21 protein-coding genes are annotated in these 20,029 nt (G+C 69.3%); 9 read left to right on the top strand and 12 right to left on the bottom strand.

Annotated elements, in window-relative coordinates; translation table 11 throughout:
* Window positions 1–124: 124 nt before the first annotated feature.
* On the top strand, window positions 125–592 hold the full coding sequence (locus tag DEW08_RS16320) for a Dps family protein (protein WP_109328877.1): 468 nt from the start codon (window positions 125–127) through the stop codon (window positions 590–592).
* Window positions 593–707: 115 nt separating this feature from the next.
* Here DEW08_RS16320 and trxB read toward each other — a convergent pair whose 3' ends face one another.
* The 6 genes from trxB to DEW08_RS16290 form a co-directional block, all read right to left on the bottom strand.
* On the bottom strand, window positions 708–1,712 hold the full coding sequence (gene trxB / locus DEW08_RS16315) for a thioredoxin-disulfide reductase (RefSeq protein WP_109328875.1): 1,005 nt from the start codon (window positions 1,710–1,712) through the stop codon (window positions 708–710).
* A 35-nt stretch (window positions 1,713–1,747) separates the two neighbouring features.
* Entirely contained in the window at window positions 1,748–3,658 is a 1,911-nt protein-coding gene (locus DEW08_RS16310; RefSeq protein WP_109328873.1) for a hypothetical protein, read from the bottom strand.
* 100 nt (window positions 3,659–3,758) lie between these two features.
* On the bottom strand, window positions 3,759–4,949 hold the full coding sequence (locus tag DEW08_RS16305) for a glycosyltransferase family 4 protein (RefSeq protein WP_109328871.1): 1,191 nt from the start codon (window positions 4,947–4,949) through the stop codon (window positions 3,759–3,761).
* Between the two features lie 28 nt (window positions 4,950–4,977).
* Window positions 4,978–5,610: a 2OG-Fe(II) oxygenase gene (locus tag DEW08_RS16300; protein WP_109328869.1), complete on the bottom strand. Its 633-nt coding sequence runs from the start codon at window positions 5,608–5,610 to the stop codon at window positions 4,978–4,980.
* A 39-nt stretch (window positions 5,611–5,649) separates the two neighbouring features.
* Window positions 5,650–6,309 (bottom strand): 2OG-Fe(II) oxygenase, encoded by a 660-nt coding sequence (locus DEW08_RS16295; protein ID WP_109328867.1) that lies wholly within the window; start codon window positions 6,307–6,309, stop codon window positions 5,650–5,652.
* A gap of 131 nt (window positions 6,310–6,440) precedes the next feature.
* Window positions 6,441–7,427: a mitochondrial fission ELM1 family protein gene (locus DEW08_RS16290; protein ID WP_109328865.1), complete on the bottom strand. Its 987-nt coding sequence runs from the start codon at window positions 7,425–7,427 to the stop codon at window positions 6,441–6,443.
* A gap of 161 nt (window positions 7,428–7,588) precedes the next feature.
* On the opposite strand from DEW08_RS16290, the gene DEW08_RS16285 reads away from it, so the two are divergent.
* The 3 genes from DEW08_RS16285 (at window position 7,589) to DEW08_RS32490 (ending at window position 9,383) form a co-directional block, all read left to right on the top strand.
* On the top strand, window positions 7,589–8,149 hold the full coding sequence (locus DEW08_RS16285; RefSeq protein ID WP_109328862.1) for an Lrp/AsnC family transcriptional regulator: 561 nt from the start codon (window positions 7,589–7,591) through the stop codon (window positions 8,147–8,149).
* A 323-nt stretch (window positions 8,150–8,472) separates the two neighbouring features.
* Complete coding sequence (locus tag DEW08_RS16280; protein WP_245986330.1) at window positions 8,473–9,084, top strand: dienelactone hydrolase family protein; 612 nt, start codon at window positions 8,473–8,475, stop codon at window positions 9,082–9,084.
* The gene (locus tag DEW08_RS32490; RefSeq protein WP_245986327.1) at window positions 9,051–9,383 is read left to right on the top strand and encodes a dienelactone hydrolase family protein; all 333 of its coding nucleotides are present in this window, start codon (window positions 9,051–9,053) and stop codon (window positions 9,381–9,383) included. Before DEW08_RS16280 ends, DEW08_RS32490 begins: the two co-directional genes overlap by 34 nt.
* Window positions 9,384–9,393: 10 nt before the next feature.
* Here the strand turns inward: DEW08_RS32490 and DEW08_RS16275 are convergent, their stop codons facing one another.
* The 4 genes from DEW08_RS16275 to carB form a co-directional block, all read right to left on the bottom strand.
* Window positions 9,394–10,056: a hypothetical protein gene (locus tag DEW08_RS16275; RefSeq protein ID WP_146214696.1), complete on the bottom strand. Its 663-nt coding sequence runs from the start codon at window positions 10,054–10,056 to the stop codon at window positions 9,394–9,396.
* Between the two features lie 79 nt (window positions 10,057–10,135).
* The gene (locus DEW08_RS16270; RefSeq protein WP_109328858.1) at window positions 10,136–10,351 is read right to left on the bottom strand and encodes a hypothetical protein; all 216 of its coding nucleotides are present in this window, start codon (window positions 10,349–10,351) and stop codon (window positions 10,136–10,138) included.
* 300 nt (window positions 10,352–10,651) lie between these two features.
* The gene (gene greA / locus DEW08_RS16265; protein WP_109328856.1) at window positions 10,652–11,125 is read right to left on the bottom strand and encodes a transcription elongation factor GreA; all 474 of its coding nucleotides are present in this window, start codon (window positions 11,123–11,125) and stop codon (window positions 10,652–10,654) included.
* 81 nt (window positions 11,126–11,206) lie between these two features.
* Entirely contained in the window at window positions 11,207–14,452 is a 3,246-nt protein-coding gene (gene carB / locus DEW08_RS16260; RefSeq protein WP_109328854.1) for a carbamoyl-phosphate synthase large subunit, read from the bottom strand.
* A gap of 292 nt (window positions 14,453–14,744) precedes the next feature.
* Between carB and DEW08_RS16255 the strand changes: the two genes are divergently transcribed.
* The 5 genes from DEW08_RS16255 (at window position 14,745) to DEW08_RS16235 (ending at window position 18,875) form a co-directional block, all read left to right on the top strand.
* Window positions 14,745–15,548 carry a PAS domain-containing protein gene (locus DEW08_RS16255; protein WP_109328852.1) on the top strand — a complete coding sequence of 268 codons (804 nt, stop codon included), beginning with the start codon at window positions 14,745–14,747 and terminating at the stop codon, window positions 15,546–15,548.
* Between the two features lie 13 nt (window positions 15,549–15,561).
* The gene (locus tag DEW08_RS16250; protein WP_109328850.1) at window positions 15,562–15,942 is read left to right on the top strand and encodes a hypothetical protein; all 381 of its coding nucleotides are present in this window, start codon (window positions 15,562–15,564) and stop codon (window positions 15,940–15,942) included.
* Between the two features lie 149 nt (window positions 15,943–16,091).
* Complete coding sequence (locus tag DEW08_RS16245; RefSeq protein WP_109328848.1) at window positions 16,092–17,045, top strand: 7TMR-DISMED2 domain-containing protein; 954 nt, start codon at window positions 16,092–16,094, stop codon at window positions 17,043–17,045.
* 2 nt (window positions 17,046–17,047) lie between these two features.
* Entirely contained in the window at window positions 17,048–18,079 is a 1,032-nt protein-coding gene (locus tag DEW08_RS33215) for a sensor histidine kinase (protein WP_109328846.1), read from the top strand.
* A 64-nt stretch (window positions 18,080–18,143) separates the two neighbouring features.
* Complete coding sequence (locus DEW08_RS16235) at window positions 18,144–18,875, top strand: MgtC/SapB family protein (RefSeq protein ID WP_109328843.1); 732 nt, start codon at window positions 18,144–18,146, stop codon at window positions 18,873–18,875.
* Between the two features lie 22 nt (window positions 18,876–18,897).
* Here DEW08_RS16235 and DEW08_RS16230 read toward each other — a convergent pair whose 3' ends face one another.
* Both DEW08_RS16230 and DEW08_RS16225 read right to left on the bottom strand, forming a co-directional pair.
* Window positions 18,898–19,509, bottom strand: coding sequence for a pyridoxamine 5'-phosphate oxidase family protein (locus tag DEW08_RS16230; protein ID WP_109328841.1), 612 nt, complete (start codon window positions 19,507–19,509; stop codon window positions 18,898–18,900).
* A gap of 2 nt (window positions 19,510–19,511) precedes the next feature.
* Window positions 19,512–20,009, bottom strand: coding sequence for a DinB family protein (locus DEW08_RS16225; RefSeq protein WP_109328839.1), 498 nt, complete (start codon window positions 20,007–20,009; stop codon window positions 19,512–19,514).
* Window positions 20,010–20,029 lie beyond the last annotated feature (20 nt).

Here is a 20,029-nt window from a genome sequence, read left to right as displayed (position 1 = left end):
CGGCAGTCATTGACATGCGTCACGGACGGTTCTGATTCGACACGAAATAATGCCGCACCGCCTTGAATCCGCTCCGTGGCGCACAAGCTGGAGTGCGGGTCGAATAACCAAGAAGGATCATGTCATGCAGATTGACATCGGGATCGCGGAAGCCGACCGCAAAGCCATCGCCGAGGGGCTGAGCAAGGTGCTCGCCGACACCTTCGCGCTGTATCTGAAGACCCACTCGTTCCACTGGAACGTCACCGGGCCGATGTTCAACACGCTCCACACCATGTTCATGGAGCAGTATACCGAGCTGTGGAACGCGCTGGACGAGATCGCCGAGCGTATCCGCGCTCTCGGCTACCCGGCCCCGGGCAGCTTCTCGCAGTTCGCCGCGCTGGCCTCGATCAAGGAAGAGACCGCGGTGCCGAAGGCGAACGAGATGATCCGCCAGCTCGTCGAGGGGCATGAGGCCGTCGCCCGCACCGCCCGCGCGGTCTTCCCGACCGCCGAGAAGGCCGACGACCAGCCGACCGCCGACCTGCTGACCCAGCGCCTGCAGATCCACGAGAAGACCGCCTGGATGCTGCGCAGCCTGCTGGAGTAGCAGGCCCGCCCCCGCCGTTGCGCCGCTGCGGGGAGCCAAAGAAAAGGCCCCTCTTCCCGGACCGGGAGAGGGGCCTTTCTTTTCGAGCGTCCTGCGCGACCCGATCAGGTCCGGATCACCAGGTCCCGGCCGGGCTCCGGTCGCCGTGGGCGCCGGCGGCGGGCTCGTGGTGGGCCAGCCAGCGCTCGGCCTCCAGCGCGGCCATGCAGCCCATGCCGGCGGCGGTGACCGCCTGACGGTAGACCTTGTCCTTCACGTCGCCGGCGGCGAAGACGCCGGGGATGTCGGTGGCGGTCGAATCCGGGGCGGTGACGATGTAGCCCTGCCCGTCCATCTTCACCTTGCCCTTGAAGACGGCGGTGGCCGGCTCGTGGCCGATGGCGACGAAGACGCCGGCGACCGGCACGGTGCGGACATCGCCGCTCTTCACGTTCCTGATCCGCACGCCGGTGACGCTGCGCGGGTTGCCCAGGCTGCCGTCGCCCTCGCCGACGATCTCCTCGACCACGCTGTCCCACACCACCTCGATCTTCGGGTTGCGGAACAGGCGGTCCTGCATGATCCGCTCGGCCCGGAAGCCGTCGCGGCGGTGGATCACCGTCACCTTGGTGGCGTGGTTGGTAAGGTAGAGCGCCTCCTCCACCGCGGAGTTGCCGCCGCCGATCACCGCGACCTCCTTGCCGCGGAAGAAGAAGCCGTCGCAGGTGGCGCAGGCCGACACGCCGAAGCCGCGGTAGGTCTCCTCGCTGGGCAGGCCCAGCCAGCGGGCCTGGGCGCCGGTGGCGATGATGACGCTGTCGGCGACGTAGGTGTCGCCGCCGTCACCCTTGCAGACGAAGGGGCGCTGGCTGAAGTCGACGTCGGTGATCAGGTCGAACACCATCCGGGTGCCGACATGCTCCGCCTGCTTCTGCATCTGCTCCATCAGCCAGGGGCCCTGGATGGGATCGGCGAAGCCGGGATAGTTCTCGACGTCGGTGGTGATCATCAGCTGGCCGCCGGGCTGCATGCCCTGGACCATAAGCGGTTCCAGGTTGGCGCGGGCGGCGTAGATCGCCGCGGTGTAGCCGGCCGGGCCGGCGCCGATGATCAGGACCTTGGTGCGGTGCGTCGTGGCCATGGGGGTCGTTTCGTCCTGGAATGGTAAGGGCGCGGTCAGAAACCGAACATATGGTCGAGGCTGAAGGCGCTGTCACCGGTGGCGCAGCCGTGATAGCCGAACAGCCGGCAGGTGGTGTCGCGCACCAGCACATAGGCCTGCTCGCCCGCCGCCATCCGTTCCGCTTCCGAAAACAGGTCGCTGACGCGCCAGAAAAGCGAGCCGCTGCAGGCGATTGAGACCTTCTTGCGGGCGACCTCGATGCCATCGCGGCGGACCAGGACGAGGCTGGTGTCCGAGCCGGCATGCCAGGGCGTCGAGGCAGGGTAGATCAGGTGGCAGATCGTGTCCCACTGCGCCGGCCCCATGCGCAGGAACAGCCGGGTCGACAGGCCGGGCGGGCGGCCGTGGTAGCTCTGCGGCTCGTCCCGGTAGATCATCGCCGTGTTGAAGATGTGGCTGCCGAAGCTGGTCTCGGCCACATGGCCGCTCGTTACGTCCTCGTAACGGACCAGGGCGTGCAGCCAGCCGTCGGCGACCGTTCCGGCCTCGAAATCATACAGCAGCTCGACATGGCCGAAGCCGTCCTGCAGGCCGCCCTGCGCCGCCAGCCCGCTGACGTCCAGCGCGACGCTGTCGGAGCGCTTCAGGCTGCCGAAGCGGTGGCGGGCGACCTCCCGCCCGCGGGCGTCATAGACCACCGCCTGCACCGGCAGCTCGGTCTGGGCCGTGCTCATGGGGGTGGGCAGCAGGGTGGTGCGCCAGCGGCCGGGCGGCAGCAGCGGGGCGGGCAGGATGTGGCCCTTGCCGAGCGGCCCGCCGGTCAGGGCGGCCAGCCGGGGGTCCGGCTTCAGGTCGGCACGCTCCACGTTGGCGTGGGCGATGCGGCGGCGGCCGTTCCCGGCGACGATCTCGTAGCGCGGGCGGACGAAATGCTTGCCGGCCTGCACCTCGAACTGCTGGGGCCAGCGCGCCTCGGGGAACAGGTCGCGCGTGTCGAGCGCCACGGTGGAGAAGGGCGGCAGCGCGCGGTCCAGCGTCCGCACCTCGTCCCGGCCCATCAGGTTGAGGCCGACGGCGCCGGCCGGGACCGGCGTCGGGTGGCTGTTCTGGACCCACAGCAGCACCCGCTCGTCCTCGCGCGGGGCGGGCAGGCCGGCATAGCGGTCGGCCGGCCAGGCGTTGGCGTCATGGGTGCAGGACAGCACCGTGTCGTCGTCGCCGTAGGTGTCCAGCGCGTACTTCACCACGTCGTGCCCGGCGGCGCCGATCACGTGCAGGAACAGGGTGCCGCAGAAGTCGCCGAGCCCGAAGCGGGCGCGCACCTGCCGGCTGTCGATCACCACCGTGCCGTCGGCCGGCGGCATCGGCTCGGTCCACTCGGCCAGCGGCTTGCCGTCGGCGTCGAACAGGCAGGCCCACAGCCGGGTGCCCTTGGCGCCGTAGCGCGGCCAGTAGTTGGACGAGACGATGCGGGTGTGGTGGCCGCCCTCGTCGCGCAGCCAGGCGAAGTTGGTCGCCCAGTTGAACTTGGACAGGTAATGGCCGGAGTCGGTCAGCATGTCCTCCGGCACGCGCATGGCGTCGAGCGACACCACCCCGGCCCCCTTCGGGATCAGGTGGGCGATGTGGCCCTCCAGGCGCTGCGAATCGAAGGCGACGACGAAGACGGTGCGGGCCTCGCTCTGCGCCAGCTCGGTCACCGGGCGCGCGGCATGGCCGAACACCTCGGTCCCGACCAGCTCGACATTCTGCACATAGACGCCGGCCACCGGCACGGCCGAGAGGTCGTAGAACTCCGTCAGGCCGGACAGCAGCCCCAGCGGGTCGTAGAAGGCGACCGGACCGTAGCTGGCGAGGCGCGCGGTCAGGATGGCCGCCTTGGGCGCCGCCAGCGGGTGGCCCACAGCCTTGAAGAAGCTGGAGCCGCCGGTGACGTTGGAGAAGGTCTCGATCCGAAGGGGCATGGGACGCGCACCCGAAAGGTAAAATACCGGGCGACGGTTATAGCCGCTCGGTGGGAGACGCAACAGGGATTTGTCCTGACGCGCGGGTCAGGCCGGTGACCTATGGAGACTGGCGCAGGATCGCGGCGATGCCGGCGGCATAGCGGTCCCAGGTCAGCCCGGCGAGGAGGTCCGCTCCGGCCGCCCCGATGGCCGCCGCCGCGGCGCGGTCGCGCCAGACGTGCTCCAGCGCCTCCACCATCTCCTCCAGGTCGCTCTCGCCCCAGCCCTCGGCGCCCGCCGGATGGGAGACCGGGCCCTGCCGGCGGAGCGGCAGGCAGTGCCCCTCGCCGCCCAGCAGGTCGAGATGGCCGGTGTTGGCCGACAGGATGGCCGGCACGCCGCAGGCCATGCATTCCATGGCGACGAGGTTGGTGCCGCCCTCGCAGCGGTTGGGGAACAGGCCGACGTCGGCCTCGCGCAGGATCCGCGCCATGGCGGCGTTCGGCACATGGCCGAGGTCGACGATGCTGTCGGCCGGGATGCCGTTGTCGGCGGCCCAGCCGGCCGGGTCGAAGCGCCCGTCCTCCTTGAACCGCGGCGGCGCGACCGCCGGGTTGGTCTCCAGCGAGCGGGCGAACTGCGGCCAGGGGCTGTGCCAGGCGGTCAGCAGCAGCGCTTCGGGATGACGCTGGAGAAAGGCGCGGAAGGCGAGCAGGACGAGGTCCTGCCCCTTGCGGAACTCCGGCTTGCCGCCGGAGAAGATCACGAAGCGGTCGCGGAACCAGCCGGCGCGGGGGCCGGGGTGGAAATGGGTGGGGTCGATGCCCTGCAGCACCGTGGTCACCGGCCCGATGCCCGCCCCCTCCAGCACCCGCTGGACGAAGCCGGACCCGGCGACGATATGGGCCAGCGGCTTCGCCCGCTCCAGGGCCGCCGCGTCGAGCGCGGTATGCTCCAGATAGCAGACGCCGACCGTCGGCTTGCCGGTCACCAGCGTGTTGCCGGCCGCCCGGCCGCTGTTGAGGCCGTTGCCGAGCCCGCGCAGCAGCGGGACCGAGACGGTGATGTCCTGGTCGGCATAGGCCTCGAACTGGCGGCAGAGGTCGGCGGAGTCGCGCAGCACCGCCGCCATCCGCTGCCATTCCAGCGGCGAGAGGTCGAGATGCTCCGCCTTCATCGGGCTGGCGCAGACCGGCAGGAAGGAGCCGTCGCGCAGCCACGACAGGGCGAGGTTCAGCCCGTTGACGCCCCAGCCGCTGTAGCTGTTGATGCCCCAGTCGATGATCGCAAGAGGGGGAGAGTCGGCCAAGGCGTCGGTTCCCGGGTTGCCGCGGTGCTCAGTAGCTCTTCTGCTCGACGCCGAACAGGTTCTTGGCCCAGGCGCCGACGCGGTGGCGCCACTGCTCGTGCCAGATATAGACGTTGCCCTTGACCCAGTTCATCTGGACCGCGCGGCGCTGGCCCTCGAACGGGTAATGGCCGTGCCAGGAGGTGTCGGTGCGGCGGAAGCACAGCAGCGTGCCCTCGTCCGGCGGGACCTCCGCGGCGTAATCCTCCAGGTTCTGCGAGCGCAGCACGCGCAGCCGGCCGCCGGACGCCTCCCAGGGCGGGTTCATGTAGATCAGGACGGTGACGACCTTGCTGGCCGAATCCGGGTGGATCTTGCCGTCCGTCGCCCGGCACATGCCGCGGGCGGTGAACATCGTCGGATAGCGCGACAGGTCCAGCCCGAACTTCTCCGAGAAGGCGTCGCAGACCTCCTTGCCCTTCAGCTCCCTGATCAGGGCGTCGAAGGTCGGTCCCTGCGGGAAGACGCCGAGCGGGATCGAGCCCGGCTTGTCCACCTTCGGGTAGTCGCGGTGCAGGGCCTCCAGGTATTCCTTCTTCACGAAGCCGGGGACGCACAGGAAATCAAACGGGTCGCGCTGCAGGGCGGTGGCCCGGAACTTGTCCAGATCAAGCATGGACATGTCGATCGTCTCCAGACTTATCGGATCGGGGCGGAGAGGTCAGGCTACCGGCTGGTCCGGGAAGCACAGCTCGTGGCGGGCGCGCCATTCCGGGCCGACATAGTTCACGATGATCGACTTGCGCACGCCGTTGATCGGCCGCTTGGCGAACCCGTGCCACGTGTCGGTGCCGGGAATGAAGATCAGGCCCTCGTTGAAGGCGTAGGGGGCGCGGGCGACGATGGTCTTCGTCCCGTCCAGCACGTCGGTGCCCCAGTCCTCGCACCCCGGACCCTTCGAGAGGTAGATCAGCATCGTGTATTTCTTGACGCCGATGTCGGTGTGCGGCTCCAGCCAGAAGCCGTCGGTGTCCTGGCAGTATTCGATGCGCAGGAAGGTCCCGGCCAGATCGACGCTGCAGGTCTTCTGGATGGCGTCGATCACCGCACGGCTCTGGAAGGCCCGGGCGACCTCCTCGCAGACCGGGTAGGTGCCGCGGTTCTCGACGCTGAAATAGGTGCGCGACGCATTGTTCGTCTCGCGCTTGCCGTAGGTCTCCAGCACCGTCGGCGGCGTCCAGGGCAGGGCGGCGATGGCGTCGGCGGAGTCCTCCGGCAGGGCGCGGGACAGGAGCCAGTGGTTGTAGGGGCTGGTGGCCAGTCGGCTGGTTTCCAGGCAGCGCAGGAAGCTCAGCGAAACGGCTTCGGCGGGCGAGGTCATGCGGGGGACATCCAGGGATGGTCGGCCGGGGCCGGAAAACGCCGCGTTTATCGCACGGCGCCCGCCGGAAGGAAATGAACATGGCCTGCGAACGATTGTCGCAAACTGGTCATACCAGCCCTGCGTCCGGCTCAGCCCCGGGCGCCGCCGCGGATGGCGGTGCGGCGGGCCTCCAGCCGGCGCCGCACCTCGTCGGCCACCTGCCGGGTGTCGTCCAGCACGGGATAGCTCCAGTGGTCGAGCGACCCGTCGAAGGGCCGGGTGATGCCGTCCCGGTAGAGCCCGTCGTGGAAGGCGCGGAACTTGGGCGATCCGCCGTCCAGCTCGATCACGTAGACCGGCTTGCCGGTCGAGCAGGCCTCCGACGTCATCGACACGCTGTCGCAGGTCACCACCACCGCGTCGGCGAGGCCGAGATAGGCGAAGTAGGGGTTCTCGCCGGTGCCGTCCCACACCTCGGCCGGCAGGCCGGCCAGGCGGGCGCGCAGGATCGCCTCGTTGTCGGCGCCGGTGCGGCGCGACGGGGTGACCATCAGCCCGGCGCCGTGGCTGCGCGTCAGGGCGGCCAGCCGCTCCGCCACGTCGCCCATGATGGTCGGGGTCAGGCGGTAGACGCCGTTGTTGCCGCCGATCAGCACGGCGATGCGCGGGCTGGGCAGGTGGGCCAGCCGCGGCGCGTGGCGGGCGGCGGCATCGCGCAGGATCTCCGGCGTCACCCGGTGGAGCGCGCCGCGGGTGGTCATGACGTTGGCCCCGCGCAACTTGTCATGGCGCGGCACCACCACGAGGTCAAAATGCCGCGGCGAGATCTGCGGGTCCTGGATCTGCACCGTGAAGGTCCGGCCGCCCGACCGTTTGCGGGCGGTCAGCGACGGCGCGATGCTCTGCCGGCCGGTGGCGATCAGCAGGTCGGGCCAGGGCGGCTCGATCGGGTCGCCCTGCGGCCCGGCGGCGAACCGGTTGCCGATCCGCAGGTAGGGGCTGAGTTCCCGCCACGGGCTGCGCAGCCGGACGCGCTTCACCACGGGCGTCAGCCCCAGCGACTCGGCAAGGCCCAGGCATTGGTTCTCCATGCCCGGCTTGCCGTCGGAAACCACCCAGCAGGTCAGAGATTGCATCGTGTCAAAAGCCGTTCGCAGGGAAGGGGGCCGTCCGCCGGACGGCGCGGACGCTGCACCGCAGCGGTCGCTTACCCTTGTAAGGGTTTCGTTCTTGGCGTAGAGAGCGTCACCGTGTAATATCCTTTCTCCAAATCACCCCCGGAGCTACCGAGTACACCATGCGGCGGGTCAAACTCGACCGAATTGACCGGCGCATTCTGCGCGACCTGCAGAATGACGGCCGGATGACCAACGTGGAGCTTGCGCGGCGCGCCGGCATTTCCGCACCTCCCTGCCTGCGGCGTGTCCGCGCGCTGGAGGAGGCGGGCTTCATCCGCGGTTACCACGCCGACGTCAACCCCGATGCGCTGGGGTTCGGCGTCACCGTTTTCGCCCAGGTGGGGCTGTCGAGCCAGGCCGAAGCGGACCTAAAGAAATTCGAGGAGCTCGTCAACAGCTGGCCCCTGGTTCGCGAATGCAACATGCTGGCCGGCGAGTACGACTTCCTGCTGAAGATCGTGGCGGAGGACTGGGACGACTACCAGCGCTTCCTGACCACGAAGCTGACGGCGGCGCCCAACGTGGCGCATGTGAAGTCGGCCCTGTCGATCCGCACGTCCAAGCATGTGCCGGGCGTGCCGATCGACGTGGACTCGCCCGACATCCCCGAGGGGACGGAGGACGACGAGGACGATTTCGACGAGGAGCCGGACGCTCCCGCCCAGGCGGCCCGGCGCTGAGCGTCGGCGCAGGGGTGCGGTAGCGGGGTCCGGCAGGGACACGATCTCCGAGCGCGGCCGGGGTCCGGCGGGCGGTGGCGACACCGTCCCCCGGGCGCCGGCCGTTCCGCATTCCGGGGGCTGCCGGTTTCCGGAGTCGGCCGGTTTCCGGTCCCTGCCCGTATCCGGTCCCTGCCCGTTTTCCGGACGTGCCGGTTGATGCCGTTCCCTTTTTCGCTCTCCGCCAGTCGGGGACCGCAGTGGTGATTTGCGCGCGGACGGTGGTAGGATCGTTACAGTTGTGCGCCGCCGCGGGCGGCGCAGCAGGCCGGAGACCGTTCAGGATGTTGGCCGTTTCGCTTCGCCGTACCGCCGTCCTCGGAGCCCTGATCACCGCTTCCCTCTGCGCCGCCCTGCCGGGGCGGGCGCAGGCCGCCACCTCGTCGCCCCGCCTCCATGTCGAGGAGATCGTGCGCTTTCCCTCGATGGACGGCGACCTGAAGGAGGGGCAGCCGACCATGCTGGCCGGCCGCCTGCTGCGTCCTGCCGGCACCGGGCCGCATCCGGCGGTGGTGCTGCTCCATGGCTGCGGCGGCCTCTATGCCAAGTCCGGGCGGGTGGCGTCCCGCCATGTCTGGTGGGCGACCACCCTGCAGCAGCAGGGCTACGAGGTCCTGATGGTGGACAGCTTCGGCCCGCGCGGGATCGATCAGGTCTGCACGCTGAAGGAGCGTCCCATCCGCGTGACGGTCGAGCGGAAGCGTGATGCCCTGGCCGCCCTGACCTTCCTGCGCAGCCGGCCGGAGGTCGACGGCAGGCGGGTCGCCGTGATGGGCTGGTCGCAGGGGCGAGCACCGCGCTGGCGGCCGTCGCGGCGACCGACGAGGGGCCGACCGCCGACGGCAACGGCTTCCGCGCGGCGGTGGCCTTCTATCCCGGCTGCCGCAGCTTCCTGAACAAGGAGGGCTGGTATCCCGACGGCCCGCTGCTGATGCTGCTGGCGGAAAAGGACGACTGGACCCCGTCCGGCTTCTGCGTCGAGCTGTCGAAGCGCGACCTGGTGCGCGACCGGACGGAGGCGGTGGTCTATCCCGATGCCTATCACGGGTTCGACGCGCCGGACGCCCCGCTGCGCCAGCGCAGGGACCTGCCCAACGTTCCGGACGGCACCGCCCATTTCGGCACCGACGAGAGCGCCCGCAAGGACTCGATCGGCCGGGTGACGAAGTTTCTTCAGGACAATCTGAGAGGGTAAAGGGGCCGGTTCAGGGCTCTGTCTGCGGGAACGGGTAACCGCTTCCCAGCAGAACCTCCAACAGGAGGGCGAGCGAGTTCGGCGAGTGGGTGTCGTAGCGGAGTGAACGCAGGAGATAGGTCGACAGACCGACTGCCCGCTCCGATGCCCGCTTCCGCAGCCTCTGGAACTCCACCGCCTGTGCTTCGGCTTCCGGCTTGGTCAGGGAGGCCGTGGTCATTTCGAACAGCCGCGCTTCCGACCGGTAAATGATCGCTTTCGCGACGTAGTACGCTGCGTATTCGTTCAGCAGAAGGAGAAGGTCGCGCCTCCTGGTCTTCTGCATCTGCTGCTGAAGCGCGTCCCGGTCGTGTTCGATATTCAAACGGTTCAGTGTCTCCGAGATCATCGTGAAGTTGACGAGACGCAGGGGCTTCAGGCGAGCGATCCAGTAAGCATAGTGGCCGGCTTCCTTGAAGAAGTTCGGCAGAGCGACCGGACGGGCCGGGTCGTCCTGCTCCTCCCCCTCACCGCTCATATTGTATTCGCGGAGCGTCACGGAGGCGCGGGCGGCGCACTCGTGGATGATCTTGTTGTCCTGAATGATATAGTAAACAGGAAGTTCCTTGGCGACCCTGTCGACGGCACCGCTGATCAACGACGATAACTCATCAACATAGATGCCGTTGGGCATGGAAACAGTACCTTACGCATGCATAAGCATCGAAAGAAGGAACCGACAAAAATGGGGATTGAATAAGAGGCTGCCTCGGTTACGAGCGGGCGCTCGCCTGCGCGAAGGCAGTGAGTTCCTCGTCGAGCAGATCATCGGTCTGCGAAGCACCCTCTCCTTCGGCGGCAACGCTGATGCCGACGAAGTGACGCGAGTTGGCGAAGGGCGACAGGACGTTTGTGAGCGACGCCTCGTCCAACCCATCCTCATTCAGGACGATGACGTTCTGGGACGACGGGCGCGATGAAGGAGGCATGGAGGTGATCCGTTCTGAAGGGTTGACGGGATGCGTCTCCGCACTTGGGGCCCGTTCAGGCCACCTGTATCCTGGTGCGCTGGAATAACGGCCTACACATCACCAGTAAACACGGAATTTTCAATCGTTAGCCACGGAAACGAAACCCGATTGCCGCATCGGCTGCCGTTCAGCGAGTCTCCTGCCTACTCTTGTAATTTGTTAACAGTGAATCAAAACCCGCCTTCCGTCAAGGACAATAGTCCTGCCGGGAAGGCGGGGCGTCGAGACGGAAAGGGTGAGGGGGCCGGTGCCGGCCCCTTACTTGAACTCGACCGTGACGATCTCGTAGACCTTGGAGCCGCCGGGGGTGGAGACCTCCACGCTGTCGCCGACCGATTTGTTGATCAGCGCGCGCGCCAGCGGCGCCTGGATCGACAGCAGGCCATTCTTGATGTCGCTCTCGTCCTGGCCGACGATCTGGTAGGTGATCTCCTCGTCCGTGTCCTCGTCGGCCAGCGTGACGGTGGCCCCGAACTTCACGGTGCTGCCGCCCAGCTTGGACGGGTCGATCACTTCGGCGCGGCTGATCTTGTCCTCCAGCTCGGCGACACGGCCCTCGATGAAGCTCTGACGCTCACGCGCGGCGGTGTATTCGGCGTTCTCCGACAGATCCCCGTGCTCGCGCGCTTCGGCAATCGCCTTGATAACGGCAGGCCGCTCCACGGCCTTGAGGTGCTTCAACTCCTCTTGCAGGCGGTTATAGCCCGCCGCGGTCATTGGAACTTTTTCCATCGTTCAATCCATCACCATGCCGACGCAGCGCCAGAGAAAGCTTACGGCGCGGAGGAGGGACCGCCGCGCCGTCTACCTTCCCTAATACGATCCGCTAAGGTACGACTGCAGTGGCGCAACTTCAAGGCTGCCGTTCCTGAGTGCGTCAATCGCTTCCACAGCCGCGCGGGCGCCGGCAACGGTGGTGTAATACGGAATGTTGTAGGTGAGCGCGGTCCGCCGCAAGCTGAAGCTGTCGGCGAGCGCCTGCGCACCCTCCGTGGTATTGATGACGAGCTGCACTTCGCCGTTGATCATCGCGTCGACGATGTGCGGCTGGCCTTCGGCAACCTTGTTGATTGCCTCGGCCGGCACGCCCGCTTCCTTCAGCGCGGCGGCGGTGCCGACGGTGGCCAGCACGCGGAAGCCCATGCCGTGCAGCTTCTGCGCGATCACCGCCAGGGCCGGCTTGTCCCGCTCCTTCACCGAGATGAACACCGTGCCCTTCAGCGGCAGCGTGACGCCGGCGCCGAGCTGCGACTTGGCGAAGGCCAGCGCGAAGTTGCGGTCGAGCCCCATCACCTCGCCCGTCGACTTCATCTCCGGGCCCAGCACGATGTCGACGCCGGGGAAGCGGGCGAAGGGGAACACCGCCTCCTTCACCGCGGTGTGCGGCGGGGTCGGGCCGTTCAGCTTGAAGTCGGCCAGCGTCTCGCCGGCCATGACGCGGGCGGCGATCTTGGCGATGGCGGTGCCGGTGGCCTTGGCGACGAAGGGGACCGTGCGCGAGGCGCGCGGGTTGACCTCCAGGATGTAGACCGTGCTGTCCTTGACGGCGAACTGCACGTTCATCAGCCCGACCACCTTCAGCGCGCGGGCCAGCGCGTCCGACTGGCGGTTGATCTCCCCGATCACCTCGGCCGGCAGCGAGTAGGGCGGCAGGGCGCAGGCGCTGTCGCCCGAGTGGATGCCGGCCTCCTCGATGTGCTCCATCACGCCGGCGACATAGACCTGCCGGCCGTCGCTGACGACGTCGACGTCGACCTCGATGGCGTCCTGCAGGTAGCTGTCGATCAGCACCGGGTTCTTGCCCGACACCTGCACGGCGGTGCCCATGTAGCGCTGCAGCCCGGCCATGTCGTGGACGATCTCCATCGCCCGGCCGCCCAGCACGTAGGACGGGCGGATGACGACGGGGAAGCCGATCTCGGCCGCCACCTTCTCCGCCTCCTCCAGCGAGCGGGCGAGGCCGTTGGCCGGCTGCTTGAGGTTCAGCTCGTGCAGCAGCTTCTGGAACCGCTCGCGGTCCTCGGCGAGGTCGATGGCGTCCGGCGAGGTGCCGAGGATCGGGATGCCGGCGGCCTCCAGCGCGGCGGCGAGCTTCAGCGGGGTCTGGCCGCCGAACTGCACGATGCAGCCCAGCAGCGAGCCCTTGCGCTGCTCGACGCGCAGCAGCTCGATCACGTCCTCGGCGGTCAGCGGCTCGAAATAGAGGCGGTCGGCGGTGTCATAGTCGGTGGAGACCGTCTCCGGGTTGCAGTTGACCATGATGGTCTCGATGCCGGCCTCGCGCAGCGCGTAGACGGCATGGACGCAGCAATAGTCGAACTCGATGCCCTGGCCGATGCGGTTCGGACCGCCGCCGAGGATGGCGACCTTCCGCTTCTCCGTCGGTTCGGACTCGCATTCCGCCTCGCCCGTCCCGTCGGTCTCGTAGGTCGAGTACATGTAGGGCGTGCGCGAGGCGAACTCGGCCGCGCAGGTGTCGATGCGCTTGAAGACCGGGGTGACGCCGGCCATGCGGCGGGCGGTGGCGACCGCGGCCTCCGTCGTGCCGGCCAGTTCGGCCAGCCGCGCGTCGGAGAAGCCCATCTGCTTGACCTTCAGCCAGCCGGCCTTGTCGGTCGGCAGGCCGCCGCGGCGGATGGCCGCCTCGCGGTCGACCAGCTCCTTGATCTGCTCCAGGAACCACGGGTCGTACTTGGAGGCCGCCTGCACCTCGGCGACGGTGAAGCCGTGGCGGAAGGCCTGGGCGATGACCAGCAGCCGGTCGGGCGTCGGCTTGGCCAGCGCGCCGCGGATGGCGGCCGGGTCCGGATTGCCGTCGGCGATCTTCACCTCGTTGAAGCCGGTCAGGCCGGTCTCCATCGAGCGCAGCGCCTTCTGCACCGACTCCTGGAAGGTGCGGCCGATCGACATCGCCTCGCCCACCGACTTCATGGAGGTGGTCAGCAGCGGCTCCGCCCCCTTGAACTTCTCGAAGGTGAAGCGCGGCATCTTGGTGACGACATAGTCGATCGTCGGTTCGAAGCTGGCCGGCGTCGTCCCGGTGATGTCGTTGGTCAGCTCGTCCAGCGTGTAGCCGACCGCCAGCTTGGCGGCGATCTTGGCGATCGGGAAGCCGGTCGCCTTGGAGGCCAGCGCCGAGGAGCGCGACACGCGCGGGTTCATCTCGATCACGACCAGGCGGCCGTTCGCCGGGTTGACCGCGAACTGCACGTTGGACCCGCCGGTCTCCACCCCGATCTCGCGCAGCACCGCGATCGAGGCGTTGCGCATGATCTGGTATTCCTTGTCCGTCAGCGTCAGCGCCGGCGCCACGGTGATCGAGTCGCCGGTGTGGACGCCCATCGGGTCGATGTTCTCGATGGAGCAGACGATGATGCAGTTGTCCGCCTTGTCGCGGACGACCTCCATCTCGTACTCCTTCCAGCCCAGCACCGACTCCTCGATCAGCACCTCGCCGACCGGGGAGGCGCGCAGGCCGCCGCGCACGATGTCCTCGAACTCCGCCCGGTTGTAGGCGATGCCGCCGCCGGTGCCGGCCAGGGTGAAGCTGGGGCGGATGATCGTCGGCAGGCCGACGAACTCCATCGCCTCCATCGCCTCTTCCAGCGTCTTGACCATGCGCGAGCGCGGGCTCTCCAGCCCCAGCTTGTCCATGGCGTCGCGGAACAGGATGCGGTCCTCGGCCTTGGCGATGACGTCGCGCTTGGCGCCGATCATCTCCACGCCCAGCCGCTCCAGCGTGCCGTCGTCCGACAGCGCCATCGCGGTGTTCAGCGCGGTCTGGCCGCCCATGGTGGGCAGCAGGGCGTCCGGCCGCTCCTTCTCCAGGATCCTGGCGACCACCGCCGGGGTGATCGGCTCGATGTAGGTGGCGTCCGCCAGACCGGGGTCGGTCATGATGGTCGCCGGGTTGGAGTTCACCAGGATGACCCGGTAGCCCTCGCTGCGGAGCGCCTTGCAGGCCTGGACGCCTGAATAGTCGAACTCGCAAGCCTGGCCGATGACGATCGGCCCCGCGCCGATGATGCAGATGGATTTGATGTCGGTGCGTTTGGGCATGGGTCCGGTTCTCGACGTTCGGTCAGCAGAAATCCCCCCGGAGCCGGCGGCCGGCAGCAAGGGAGCGGGTGGGTCATGTCGTGCAAGGCCCCCTTATAGGCGGTCGGAGCGCCCGGGGGAAGGGGCGGATTGGATGCGTCCTTCACATGTCTGAAACTCCTGCCGCCTAGACTCGGCTTCCTCGGCCCGCGGAGACCGCCGGGACAAGGTCCGCGCCCCGGAAGGCCGTGCTTGAACCGCGGGGCAAAGGGCAACATAAAGTCCTGATGCGCCTTTGGAGTTACGACCCGGGATGAGCCACGCCTTCGCCAAGGACAGCCGCGCCTGCGCCGCCTGCATCTCGTGGGGGGCCGAACGGGCGCTGTCCGACGATCACACCCTGGTCTACGTGACCCGCTACAGCGTCGAGGGCGAGTGCCGGACCGCCAGCAGCCAGGATTACCGCAAGGTCACCAAGGCCTATCACACCTGCCCGGCCTGGGCGCCGCTGCCCATGCTGAAGAAGCACGGCGGCCGGCCCGACCGTCCGCCGACCTTCGCGACGCCCATGGCGCCGCCCGCCTCCCCCCCGCAGCCGGCCGCGAAGCCCGCGGCTCCCGCATCCTCCCCGTCCGCGGTGGCGGAGGCCGAGCCGCCGCCCTGCCGGGCCGACCTGCTGGACGTCGACAAGACCCCGCCGCAGGTGCGCGTCCTCTACGCCCACTGGCTGCGCGTGAAGCGCAAGCGCCCGCTGCCGCTGGCGCACGAGATCGACCCCGCCCAGATGCGGGAGAGCGTCGCCCGCCTCTGCCTGATGGAGCCGGTGGCCGGCGGCGCCGACTTCGTCTACCGCGCCTGCGGCCGGGCGCTGCAGCGCCGGCTTGGCCGGCGGGTGGTCACCCACAGCGTCACCGCGCTGCATCCCGCCCAGGCGGCGGCGCGCTGGCTGGCCGACCTGCGGGCCTGCCTGGAGAGCGGCGAGCCGCGCTGCCTGCTGGTGCGCGACGATCCCATGCTGCCCGGCACCCGCTTCGTCGAGCTCCTGCTGCCGCTCGCCGACGTGGAGGGCGGCCCGGCGACCCGCGTGCTGGCCTACCGGCACGTTCCGGGCGGCTGAGCGGGGCGCCGCCATGACGGCCGGCCCGTCCCGCGAAGACGGATCCTCCCCGCAGGGGGCGGCCTCCGACAATCCGGTCGGCATCTGGCCCTCGGCCGTCTGGATCCTGGTCGGCACCGTCCATTACCTCGCCGATCCCGACCAGTTCGCCGGCTGGAAGGGCGCGGTCTACTTCGTGCTGGGCACCGGCGCGGTCGCGCTGGTCGGCGGGATGGCCGGCCGGCTCGCCCACCGCCGGATCGACTGGATCCTCGACTACCTGCTGCGGGAGGTCTTCCACAAGCGCGACTGGGCCACCTGGCTGGTCCGGCTCGGCCTGCAGGTGATGGTGTTCGGGGCCGAGGGGCTGCTGGTCGCCGGGTTCGCCTCCTGGCTGTTGGGGCTGATGGAATAGCGGGTGGCGGCGGGCGGCATTCCCGCTCCGGCTGAAAAAACGATCCGGACCTTAATCATTCCGTAGCGATCTATCGCGTACCCCGGTATGCGGGAGCGGCCCGCGCCCCACCGTCGGGCCGTCAAACGGGTGATCCGGAGGCGGGGTCCATGGCGTGCGGCGTCCGGGATGTGCGATGGCTGGCGGTGCTGCTCGTCTCGCTGTGGCTGGGCGTGGCCGCGCCGGCAGCGGCCGGATCCGCTGCCGGAGCTGATGCCGGGACCGCCGCCGGGACCGTCCGCCTGACGGCGGGGCTGGCGCAGGCGTCGCTGTCCGGGCATCTCGGCCGGCTCGTCGATCCCGGCGGGGCGCTGACCCTGGAGGACGCGGTGGCGGCCGACGCCGCGGGGGCCTTCCAGCCGCTGCCCACCTTCGTCGGGGCCGGCCACACCGCCGACGTCCACTGGTACAGGGTCCTGCTGGAGCGGGAGCCCGGTGCGCCCGCCGAGTGGGTGGTCGAGCTGGGCGAGGCCTACATCGACCACATCGACCTCTTCGTCGTGGATCCCGCCGCCGCGGACGGCAGGCCCGGCGAGGGCCGGGACATCGTCCGCTTCGCGCTGGGCGACCATGTGCCGTTCAGCAGGCGGCCGATGGGAACGCGCCTGCATTCGGTGTTGCTGAGCCTGCCGGAAGGGCGGCCGGTGACCGTCTATCTGCGGGTCGAGACGATCAGCGCCATGATGCTGTCGGGCCGGGTCTGGGCGCCCGCCGCCTTCATCGGCCACGAGACCTCGGCCTTGCTGCTGCACGGCCTGTTCTTCGGGGTGCTGGCGGTGCTGATCCTGCTGTATCTGGCGCTCGCCACCGCGCTGGAGGACGGGACGCTGGTCGCCTATGCCGGCTTCGTCGCCACCCTGTTCTTCTATTACCTGGGGGCCAACGGGATCGCGGCGGTGTGGCTGCCCGACCTGCCGGGCTGGGCGCTGAACCTGCTGACCGGCGGGAACGGGCTGCTCGGCGTGTCGGCGGCCATCGTGATGTGGGACCGCATCCTGAACCTGCGCCAGACCTTCCCGCGGGTCCACCGGGTCTACATGGTGCTGGCCGTCCTGGGCTGCTGACCGTGCCGACGGCGGTCTCGCCCCTCTATGCCGCGACCAACCGGCCGATGATCCTGCTGGCGCTGGTGATCTCGCTGGTCAGCCTGCTGCTGATCGTCCGCCTGATGCTCCGCGACCGCGAGGACGTCGGCATCCGCTACTATTTCGTCGGTCTGGTGGTGGCGCTGGCCGGCCTCGTCGTGACCCAGCTCGCGCTGCGGGGCGTGCTCCCGGCGGGGGGCGTCTACGTCAACGCCTACCAGATCGGCTCGGCGACCCATGTGGTGATCCTGGCGGCCGGCCTGTCGCACCGTGTCAGGCGCCTGCAGGCCGACCGCATCCGCGCCCGGCAGGAAAGCGCCTTCGCCATGAAGCGGGCGGAGCAGCAGCGCACCTTCGTCGCCATGCTGTCGCACGAGTTCCGCACGCCGCTCGCCTCCATCGACTCGGCGGCGCAGATGATCGCGGAGACGGCCGGCCCGCTTCCGGCCAAGGCCATGGCCCGGCTGGAGCGGATCCGCGCCACGGCACGGCGGCTCGGCGGTCTCGTGGACCTGTTCCTGTCCTCCGAGGCGCTCGACCAGGGGGCGCTGGCGCTGCATCCCGAGCGGGTGGCCCTGCGCGACCTGCTGGACAGCGCGCTGGAGACCGCGGCGTCCGGGGCGGAGGACCGCATCCGGCGGCCCGCCGAGGGGCAGGACCGCGTCCTGCGCGCCGATCCGCATTTCCTCGGGGTCGCCATCGGCAACCTCGTGCAGAACGCCCTGCGCTATTCGCCGCCCGGCGCCCCGGTGGAGATCGCCGCGGCCTGGGAGCCGGACGGGCTCGCCATCAGCGTGCGCGACCACGGCCGCGGCATGAGCGCCGACGAGGTGGAGCGCGTCGGCTCGATGTATTTCCGCGCCTCCTCCTCCAAGGGGACGAAGGGGGCGGGGATCGGCCTCTACATCACCCGGCAGATCGTGGCGGCCCATGGCGGCACGCTGCAGGTGCAGAGCCGCCCCGGCGAGGGGTCGGTCTTCACCATCCGGCTCCCCCAGCGGCCGGCCGCGTGAACGGGCCGCACACCTCCTGCTAACCAAAGCGGCGTAGACTGGTGTCCGGGGGGAACGCCGAACCATGGACATCCTGTCATCCTACTGGTCCCGGGCCGAGCTGATCACCAACGGCCTGATCCTGCTGCATCTGCTGGGCGCGCTGGGGGTCGGCGTGCTGCTGGGCTACGAGCGCTCCTACCACGGGCGCGCGGCCGGCATGCGGACCTATGCGCTGGTCTGCGTCGCCTCGACCGTGCTGACGGTGGTCAACGCCTATCCGTCCATGTGGTACGGCGGCATGGGGCATCCGCCCGTGCCGGGCAGCGGCGATCCGACGCGCGTGATCCAGGGCATCGTCACCGGCATCGGCTTCCTCGGCGCCGGCGTCATCATGCGCGAGGGGCTGTCGATCCGCGGCCTGTCCACCGCCGCCTCCATCTGGGCGACGGCGGCGATCGGGGTGACGATCGGGCTCGGCTTCTACATGGTCGCCATCGCGGCGGCCATCCTGTTCGTGGCGATCATGAGCCTGTTCCGCTCGCTGGAGCAGGCGTTGCCGCACCAGACGGTGATGCACCTGACGCTGGTCTTCACCCGCGAGAAGGCGCCGCCCGCCGACCGCATCCGGGCCAAGGCGAAGGAGAACGGCTTCGAGGTGGTGGACTGGGGCTTCCACCTGCGCAACGGCTCGGGCCAGTTCGAATACCAGCTCGTCCTGCAGGCGATGGGCTCGCCGGACCCGATGATGCTGATCACCGCCCTGTCCGAGGCCGATTCGATCGTCGAGTTCCGCCTGTCGCCGTCGCGGATTTGAGCGCGTCCTGATCCGGGCCTGATCAGTAGAGCGAGTTCGGCAGCCGCTCGGCCAGGGACCGGTCGTACGCCTCGCCGCCCTCCTGTCCGGCGCTGGCCTCGGCCAGCAGGGCGCCGGTGGAGGGCAGGCGGCCGCGCCCGATCCGGCCGTCGGGCTCCCACAGGCGGGAGCGGACGAGCGCGCGGGCGCACTGGAAGAACACCGTGTCGATGGCGACCTGCAGCACCGTCCTCGGCGCCTTGCCGTCCACCGCGAAGCCGGCGCACAGAGCGGCGTCGTCCTCGATCGTCGCCCGGCCGTTGATGCGCAGCGTCTCGTTCATGCCGGGGACGAGGAAGAGCAGGGCGACCCGCGGGTCGTGCAGGATGTTGCGCAGGCTGTCGATCCGGTTGTTGCCGCGGCGGTCGGGGATCAGCAGCTTGCGGTCGTCCACCACCCGGACGAAGCCCGGCCCGTCCCCGCGCGGCGAGGCGTCGAGCCCGTCCGGCCCGGCGGTCGCCAGGACGAGGAAGGGGGCGGCCTCGACGATGGCGCGGTAGCCGGCGGTCAGCCGGGTGGTCTCCTTCATCACCGACGGCGCCCCCGGCTTGCCGTAGAGGGCTTCCAGGGCGACGAGGTCGGTGACGGCGGCCATCGTCAGCGCTCCAGCAGGAAATAGACGAAGTCGATCGACGGGGCGTCCAGACCGAACTGGGTCAGCAGCGTATGCGCCTGCCCGCGATGGTGGGTCTGGTGGTTGAAGACATGGGTCAGCAGCGGTGCGACCGGCATCTCCTGCGGCACGCCCGCCATGGTCCGGTAGGACAGCACGTCGTCGAACCGCTCCTCCGTCATGGTGGAGACGACGCGCAGCAGCCGCTCGTCCTCCGCCTCGCGGGCGGCGCGCAGCTCGGCGAACCCGTCATGGAGGATCTCGTCGAGCGACCCGGGCACCGGCCCGCAGCCCTCGACACGGCTCAGCCAGATCCGGTCGGCGACCAGGATATGGTTCAGCGTGCCGCGCAGCGACCGGAAGAAGGCGCCGCGGTCCTCGCGGTACTGCGCGTCGGACAGCGCCGCCGCCGCGTCGTAGAGGCGGCGGTTGGCCCAGCGGTTGTAGAGCGCCAGACGCTCGAAATGCGGCCTCGCCTCCATGACGCCCGTCTCCTCCCGTT

The sequence above is a fragment of the Azospirillum thermophilum genome (assembly GCF_003130795.1).
GTDB classification, from domain to species: domain Bacteria; phylum Pseudomonadota; class Alphaproteobacteria; order Azospirillales; family Azospirillaceae; genus Azospirillum; species Azospirillum thermophilum.
This window is presented reverse-complemented; position numbering and strand designations above follow the sequence as displayed.